This is a genomic window from Sphaerospermopsis reniformis (assembly GCF_005402885.1).
Lineage (GTDB): Bacteria > Cyanobacteriota > Cyanobacteriia > Cyanobacteriales > Nostocaceae > Sphaerospermopsis > Sphaerospermopsis kisseleviana.
In genome coordinates, this window is sequence record NZ_BJCE01000239.1 from 1 (window position 1) to 8,188 (window position 8,188).

Genomic DNA, 8,188 nt, shown 5'->3' on the forward strand with positions numbered 1-8,188 from the left:
AGCCTATTTCGGGATGCGATCGCAACGAAAACACCTAATTTTGTTGAGAATTTAGTGGTGTAATTGAGAATCGCACCCGATCTCACAAAATCGCGTTGCTCCCGTCACCAGTCACCAGTCACCAGTCACCAGTCCCCAGTCCCCAGTCCCCAGTCCCCAGTCACCAGTCCCCAGTCCCCAGTCACCAATACTATGGACAATGGGAATGAATACCGCCCTTGGTACAAATGAAAGCTAGTTGCTGGGCATCTAAATTTTTAGCATTGCTAAAATCGACACCTTGGACTACGGCAGCTTGTGAACCGAGATCAGAAGTTTCTACAAACCTATCTCCGGGATCTTGTTTACCAGGAAAAAGTATAGTTCCTTGAAAATCTGCACCGTCCAAATTTGCCCCTCGTAAATCTGCACGACTGATATCAGCATTTCGTAGGTTGGCATTTTTCATATTGGCAGAACGTAAAACAGCACCAGCAAGACGAGCCGCACTGAAATTAGCATTGGTGAGATTAGCATGATCTAAATATGCTTCAGATAAATCTGCACCTTGCCAATTGGTGTTAGTTAAATTGGCATAAGATAATTGTGTACCTATGGCAGAAACACGACCTAACTGAGCAGCATACATATCTGCTTCCATTAATTTTGCGTCGCTGATATCTGCTCCTGTGAAAATCGCATCTTCCAAAATTGCCTTTTGCAAATCACTACTGATAAGTTGGGTACTGCTGAGGTTAGCACCCACTAACCGGGCATGAGATAAGTTAGCTTTATTCAGGGTAGCGCGGCTTAAATCACTGCGTTTCATTAACACACGACTAAGGTTGGCTTCGTTGAGGTTGGCTTGTTTGAGTTGAGTTTTAGTCAAATCAGCAATGACATCATCATAAGTATCCCAGCGCCCATCTTCACCTGCACTACGGAAGCGACTACCTTTTAATTGAGCTTGGTTAAGATTGGCAGATTTAAACACAACTCCCGATAAATCAGCATTTTCTAGTACCAAGTTAAATACAGAACTTTCTTCAAAGCTTTTTGCACCCAGTTGGATACTACTTAAATCAATGTCATTAATTTTGCCACTATAAACAGACAAAATCTTGTTGATTGCCTGTTGGTTAAGATTTAATTGTTGTTCTCTGATATTTCCGAAATTGCCGCCTGATTCGAGTTCCCCAGCGAGAAACAGATTCATGCGTTTTAATTCTGGTAAAGCTTGAATTCCAATATTTGCCAGTGCTTGTTGAATAGTATCTAGGATGTTAGGGTCAGTTTCCTTCACCAGTAGATCCACTAGAAATTTGATAGATTGTGTATCATTAATACCACCCAAGGCGAGAATAGCCCTTTGGCGTTCTTCGTCGCTGACACCAGAATCAGGATTAATTGGTTTTACGAGTTCGAGAAATTTTTGAGTGTTAACCAACTGGGTTTTCCGCAGGTTTTCTTGGGTTTGGATGTAAATTTGTGTGCCTACTAAAGTTGACAACACAGCAATCATGCTGGTTACACCAACCACAAACAAGATAAAATTAGGACTGCGGGCTATTTTTAGCTTAGGGATGGACTCCTTAATAGATGTATCTGTTGGTTCTTCATTTTCTGGCTGTGGCGGCTCGCTGGTATTTTCTACAGGTGTTTTGATTGGTTTGTTGATGTCTTTAACATCTATGGTATATGTACCTGCCAACTGATCATGGAAGGCGCGACGACGTTTTTGGGAAGTCCAACCCATGCCTTCACCTAGCACCAAAACAATAGCTAAAAATGTGAATAAGCCTAAATCTGGAAAAGCAAAGCTGTAGCGCCAGAGGATATAAGCAATGGCAACTGGACTAGTCCAGCGCCCTAGCCCTTCACGAACTACAACAGACCTTAAACCAGGAGCTTTACCCTCATCATTAACAACCCGCACCCCAAACCAACGTTTGGGAATGGTGCTGCCGGTTTTACCCAGTAAATACAACTGCCATCCTGAGAGGACCAGAGGTGTTAAGAGGGCGATAGTCCATAAAAAATTAGTGGGACTGGTAACATTACGAATACCATAACTAATTGGTAGGGCTAGAGGCCGGGCGATCGCTCTTTCTGTGAGTACCAACACCGGATTTAAAGGTACTCTTTGCAGATCGCTACGAGAATTGGCATAAACACCAATGCCAAAGGGAATTAACCCGCTGGCTACCACTAATGTAATTTCTGCTGCCCAAGCTCCTAAACGCCTTGTTGCTAAGGGCAGGGATTTAACTTTTTCCGGTTTTTGGGACTTGTTAGATTGATCAATATTTCTCCTCACAGTTGGGGTAGTCATTGCATAATTTCCCTTTGATTCTATGTTTACGCCAATCTATACAAGTTTTTGGCGGCGCGGTTAAAATAAGCTATTGCTTACGTTGCAAGCTATTAGACACCAAAAATTTGTATCCAAGATACACTAACCCCGCCAATAGTGCCAGACTGATCACAGATGCTACCAATCTAAATACTGTTTGCAGTACCATGAAGCCCAAGAGTATTCCTACACCAGTAACGGCAAGCTTTTTTATCCCTGATAAACCTTGAAACCAAATTTGAAAACGCTGAAAATTTCGGTTTAATTTAGCAAACATAGTTTGATTTGGGTAATACGTCTGTTTTTGCGTCTCTTGTGAGTTGGGTTGGGTGGAAAATGAACTTATTTCCGCCTCTAGTTGTTCCAAACGACGCTGCAATTCTTCTTCTGGTTGAGGATTCATAATTTTTTTACCCCAGCTATAGATTCTACAACCGACCAAGTATATCCATATTTGGGGGTTGTGTTAGTGATTTTAGCTAATATCTATAATGTACAAAACCTCTGTAGGTACGGAAATGAATGTATCTTGTCTATAGCCAGAATTTTCTACCTCTCCTGTGTCAATTCAGGATATTTTTATGCTGAGTTACCAATTCACCCAATTTCCAAATCAAAATTAATTAACGAAGGCAGGAGGCAGGAGGCGTTAGCGTAGCGAGACGAAATCCGGTTTTAGACCCGATTATTTCAATAACAACTCAATAAAAATTTATACTTGAACATTGGGAACAATATACCATTGTCTTGAGTCTAATAAACCAGAATAGACTCTCCAAAATAGAATTTAGTAATTTGACAGAAAGACATCTAGATATCCCATAAGCTTCGCCCTGCCCCCATAAATAGGTTCCATAATTTCTTTTCTGGAGAAGTCTAATATATATCACTATATTAATCTATCAAGAGTCGGGAGCATGAATAAAAATGAAGACATTAAAACTACTGACTTTTGTTCCCACAACTTTGGTTATGAGTTTGGTATTGAACCAAGCTGTTTTAGCACAAACTCCATTTATCCAAATTAACAAGCAACTCCCGACAGATCCTTTGGTTGTCAATGGCATATCTGGGGGAACAGTTCAGAGTAATTGCGGGAATATTACCACTCAACCTAGTCAAGTTCTTCAGGTACAAGAATCTTTACCTTATTTACGCTTAACTGTTGAGGGACAGGGACAGCCTACAATGTTGATTGATGGACCAGGGGGGCGCTTTTGTGTGTTGGCAGATAATTACTCTGCAAATAAACCAGAACTGTCTGGTTTTTGGCAAGCTGGCAATTATTTGCTGTATGTAGGTAATTTATCCCCAGGTAAACATAATTATACTCTCTCTATTTCTCAACAAAAGAAGTGAGGGGACTGGGGACTGGGGACTGGTGACTGGTGACTGGGGACTGGTGACTGGGGACTGGGGACTGGTGACTGGGGACTGATGACTGGGGACTGGGAACTGTTAAAAAAATGCCATTACCGCAGCAGGTGAACCTGAACCACCACGTAACCTGAGAATACCAATTACTAGGGTAGCGCCTTGGGGTGGCAGTTGATCTAAGTTGGTGAGGTTTTCTAGGACAATACGTGGTTTTGCTAGTATCAAACTATTAGTGGTAAAATTATTATCTTGTCCAGAGTCTACGCCGTGGGTATCAATTCCCACCCCGGCAATTTTTCTTTCAGTAATTAAAAACTCGGTAGCTTTACCGCTAAACCCTGGAAAGTGTATATTTCCATCTGCATCCTGGTTTAAGAAGGCGTTTTTATCTAGCCATTTATGTTGCCAATACGTATAAAGTAACACTATACAATCAGGTTTAATCGTGCCAAATTCTGCTTCCCATGTCAAAATGTCAGCTACAGTTAAAAGATAATCAGGGTTTTCTGTAGCTTGTTTACAGATATCTATAACTACCGCAGGTACTACAAGAGACTGGGCGGAATATTCATCAATGCTGATACCGTCACCGTGAAAACTATTAGGGGCATTGATATGAGTAGCACTATGTTCACCCATAGAAAACCGTCGTAGATAATAGCCATCGTCTTGTAGTTCGGCTACAGTGGTAAATTTGACGGGAGGATCACCAGGCCATTGTGGTATACCTGTGTCAATTATATGACTCAGGTGGATAACACGGGAATAGGTGATATTGTTTGGCTGTTGGGGTTGTATAGTAATATTCCTCTGTGATTCGGCTATTATTTATCATAAATAATCCCCCAATTCCTGTAAATACCAGGTCGGTTGGGGGTTAATTACAAGTTTAAAATGTTGCAGCAAAAAGTGAATTTAACCTTAGTGAACACCTAAAAGGTTAATGTTGTGCAAACATAAGATTAAGTTTAGGTAAATTGTCAGAGTTGATAATTGACAATAGACCTCTCCAAAATAGAATGTATTGATTTTTAATATATTGTAGGGGCGAAGCATTTGGGCGATAATTTGACGGAAAAATCAGACATCTAGATATCCCAAATGCTTCGACCTGCCCCCATAAATAAGCCATAATTTCTTTTCTGGAGAAGTCTAATTGATAAATTAAACGCAGATGGACGCAGATAAACGCAGATAATTTTGTACTTCTTGAGATGAGGAAATGCTATCTCAGGATGGAAAGTGGGATTTTTTGGGTGTTGAATGGGTGTTGAAGTAGCTAATGTTTAAGAAATGATAAGTAATATTGTCAATTTCAGGTGAGATGGGTTACTTTAACAAAAATGGTAAAAGTTTTTCGACACCACAAGCCCGAACCTTGAAAACCGCATAACTTCGTTGACTGGTGTGGATCGTTTACAGGATCAGCGTTTCCAAATCAACTTCCCCGCAAGGGAATGGAAACTTCAGAGTGTAAAGTCCCCAAGGGGGGAGAAAACACCTTTCCAAATCAACTTCCCCGCAAGGGGATGGAAACCTCGCCTGTGCCGTGATTGTCAAGCGCGTGGATGCTTTCCAAACCAACTTCCCCGCAAGGGGATGGAAACCAGCCATAGGCTTCGATTGTTGTCACCAAATAGGCGACACTTTCCAAATCAATTTCCCCGCAAGGGGATGGAAACTTATGTCAACTCCGTAGCCTGCGATCCGGCAGGAGTTTCTTTCCAAATCAATTTCCCCGCAAGGGGATGGAAACCTTATATATTCCTTGAAGAACCTCAAAGATATTACCTTTCCAAATCAACTTCCTCGCAAGGGGATGGAAAGAAAAAATCTAAATAATAATGGATATTAATTTACAAAAAGAAGAATTTAGCTATGCTTACATTTATGCTATTACCACAGCAGCAGGATATTCCTTTCAAAAATCATCAAGAATTTTAGATGTAGGCGGAATTGATGCCACAATTACAGGTACAGTAACAGATGATACCCTGTATGAACCACAACTAGATTTACAGGTAAAATCTACCTCACTAGATATCCTCAGTGGAGAAACTATTCGCTATCCTTTAAAAATCAAAAACTACAACGAACTCAGAAAAGAAAGAACCGTTGCACCTCGAATATTAGTAGTTGTTCTCATCCCTGAAAATCTGCAAGAATGGATTAAACAGTCAGAAACAGAACTGTGTTTACGTCGCTGTGCTTACTGGGTTTCATTACGTGGACAACCCCAAACACAAAACACCGAAACCGTTACTGTTTATATACCCCGCAAAAATGTATTTACAGTTGATGCTTTAAAAAATTTAATGCAAACAATCCAAACAGGAGGGACTTTATGAAAGCAATTATTAATGATGTAGAAATTCTCAATCATTTACAACCTCAACAAATAGATAAATATTTAAAATCTAAAGGTTGGCATGAACAAAGTGTAATTCCTAACAAAGTTTCTATTTGGATACAGGATAACTATTCAGAGAATAAACTCAAAATTCAATTACCTGTAGACCAAAACTTTGATGATTATTCCCAGCGTATATATGATGTAATTGAAACCTTATCTAAAGCCGAAAAACGCTCACAATTCGATATTTTAGGTGAAATTATTACTGATGCACCTAATTTAACTATTCAAGCTGTGGTCAGTCAAATTCAAACACCAAGCACCACAGAATTAAAAGGAGAAATTCAATTATTTGGCGTGGTATTTGATAAACTGCGGCAAATCAAAACTATACTGGAAAATCATGATTATATTTTAGCTATTAAAGCCTATCAAGAACGTTTACCAATTCGTTGTACAGGTGATTTGTTCAAGGAAAATGACCAGTTTATTTTACAAAATCCCCACAATTTTCAAATTGATAATATTTGAATGCTTAGGTAGGGTTTAGGTAGAGATATTGATGGGTTTTTGGTGCTGAGGAAGTAAAGTTTTAAGAAATGATAAGTAATATTGTCAATTTCAGGTGAGATGGGTTACATTAATGGAAGTGGTAAAAATATTTCGACACCACAAGCCCGAACCTTGAAAACCGCATAACTTCGTTGACTGGTGTGGATCGTTTACAGGATCAGCGTTTCCGGTTTTACAATGCCTTACTTATTGAGAATTTTTTGGCACTTATTGAGAATCAAAAAAGTGGTGTCGAAATGGGGATCTGAAACCCTTGCTCTGTAAGGCTTCCAAAAGTGAACTCTTTCCAAATCAACTTCCCCGCAAGGGGATGGAAACCAGCTTCCACACTCTTGACCCTGAAACTAATCATCATCTTTCCAAATCAACTTCCCCGCAAGGGGATGGAAACTTTAATTTGTAACCAGAGGGGATCTGGGTATTCAAGCTTTCCAAATCAACTTCCCCGCAAGGGGATGGAAACTCATTTATTTTCTTATCCATCTCTGGCGCTTTCTCAACGCCAAGAATGCTTTCCAAATCAACTTCCCCGCAAGGGGATGGAAAAAGTGCTAAACTACCTAGTATTACAATCGAAAAATGCTAAGATTAAGAGTAGCCTAGTTCAACCTAACTTCAACACTATGACTAATATTAATATCACTGTACCTGAAGCCCTAAAAAGTTTTATTGATCAAGAAATTGCCGCAGGTAATTATAATTCAGCGAGTGAATATTTACAACAATTAATTATTCAAGAAGCAAGACGGAAAAGTAAAGGAAATTTAGAAGATTCTGTAATAAAGTATCAAGAATTGGAAATTGCTTTAGATGAATTAGCTGATGATTTTGCAGCGTGTGTTGGTGCAAACGTACCTATTTTATCTGATTATGCTGTTAGTCGTGAAAGTATTTATGAAGACCATTATTAAAAATAGAAAATGGAATATTTAGTAGATACCAATATTTTATTACGTCTTGTGCAACGAAATGATCCATTAAATCCCGTGATTAGAAATGCAGTCAGAAAACTAAGAAATAATGGGAATATATTGTTAATTACTCCTCAAAATTGTGCTGAGTTTTTGAATGTTACTACAAGACCAGCTACAAAAAATGGATTTGGTTTAACACCCAAAGATGCCGATAGACAGTTAAGATTAATTGAACGGATTTTTCCCTTATTATCTGATATACCTACAGTTTACCCAGAGTGGCGCAGATTAGTTGTGAAATTTGGTGTATCAGGTGTTCAAGTACATGATGCGCGTCTTGCAGCCACAATGAAGGCTAATAATATTACGTATATTTTAACAGTTAATACGGGTGATTTTATCCGTTATTACTCTGAGGGAATTATAGCTATTAATCCAAATTCAATGTAAAAGTTCCCTATAATAACAGGACTTACGCAAAACAGAACCAAAGTAGGGGTAATTCATGAATTACCCCTACGCAAGAATAAGGTTTTCAGTCACATCTTGCGTAAGTCCTGCGTAAGTCCTATTTATATCAAACGTCAAAAAGGTAGGGAGCATCCCAAATGTGTAAGTTTATTTTTATCTAAGAACAGA

The 8,188-nt window shown here is 39.2% G+C and carries 9 protein-coding genes; 6 read left to right on the forward strand and 3 right to left on the reverse strand.

Annotated elements, in window-relative coordinates; translation table 11 throughout:
* The first annotated feature begins 63 nt into the window (after positions 1-63).
* Positions 64-231 (forward strand): hypothetical protein, encoded by a 168-nt coding sequence (locus tag FFR48_RS22730; protein ID WP_162501944.1) that lies wholly within the window; start codon positions 64-66, stop codon positions 229-231.
* Here the strand turns inward: FFR48_RS22730 and FFR48_RS22735 are convergent.
* Positions 191-2,311, reverse strand: a complete 2,121-nt coding sequence (locus FFR48_RS22735) for a pentapeptide repeat-containing protein (protein WP_137668934.1) — start codon at positions 2,309-2,311, stop codon at positions 191-193. The two genes, FFR48_RS22730 and FFR48_RS22735, sit on opposite strands and share 41 nt — an antisense overlap.
* A gap of 70 nt (positions 2,312-2,381) precedes the next feature.
* Positions 2,382-2,735, reverse strand: a complete 354-nt coding sequence (locus FFR48_RS22740; RefSeq protein WP_096566182.1) for a hypothetical protein — start codon at positions 2,733-2,735, stop codon at positions 2,382-2,384.
* A 524-nt stretch (positions 2,736-3,259) separates the two neighbouring features.
* Here FFR48_RS22740 and FFR48_RS22745 point away from each other — a divergent pair.
* Positions 3,260-3,691 (forward strand): hypothetical protein, encoded by a 432-nt coding sequence (locus tag FFR48_RS22745; RefSeq protein ID WP_137668935.1) that lies wholly within the window; start codon positions 3,260-3,262, stop codon positions 3,689-3,691.
* 99 nt (positions 3,692-3,790) lie between these two features.
* Here the strand turns inward: FFR48_RS22745 and FFR48_RS22750 are convergent, their stop codons facing one another.
* Complete coding sequence (locus tag FFR48_RS22750; RefSeq protein WP_307722536.1) at positions 3,791-4,537, reverse strand: cyclase family protein; 747 nt, start codon at positions 4,535-4,537, stop codon at positions 3,791-3,793.
* Positions 4,538-5,553: 1,016 nt separating this feature from the next.
* Between FFR48_RS22750 and FFR48_RS22755 the strand changes: the two genes are divergently transcribed.
* The 4 genes from FFR48_RS22755 (at position 5,554) to FFR48_RS22770 (ending at position 7,999) form a co-directional block, all read left to right on the forward strand.
* Positions 5,554-6,057, forward strand: a complete 504-nt coding sequence (locus tag FFR48_RS22755; RefSeq protein ID WP_137668937.1) for a DUF4365 domain-containing protein — start codon at positions 5,554-5,556, stop codon at positions 6,055-6,057.
* Positions 6,054-6,593 (forward strand): hypothetical protein, encoded by a 540-nt coding sequence (locus FFR48_RS22760; RefSeq protein WP_137668938.1) that lies wholly within the window; start codon positions 6,054-6,056, stop codon positions 6,591-6,593. Before FFR48_RS22755 ends, FFR48_RS22760 begins: the two co-directional genes overlap by 4 nt.
* Before the next feature lie 497 nt (positions 6,594-7,090).
* Positions 7,091-7,546, forward strand: a complete 456-nt coding sequence (locus FFR48_RS22765) for a ribbon-helix-helix domain-containing protein (protein ID WP_443096397.1) — start codon at positions 7,091-7,093, stop codon at positions 7,544-7,546.
* Between the two features lie 9 nt (positions 7,547-7,555).
* Positions 7,556-7,999: a type II toxin-antitoxin system VapC family toxin gene (locus FFR48_RS22770; protein WP_137668939.1), complete on the forward strand. Its 444-nt coding sequence runs from the start codon at positions 7,556-7,558 to the stop codon at positions 7,997-7,999.
* Positions 8,000-8,188 lie beyond the last annotated feature (189 nt).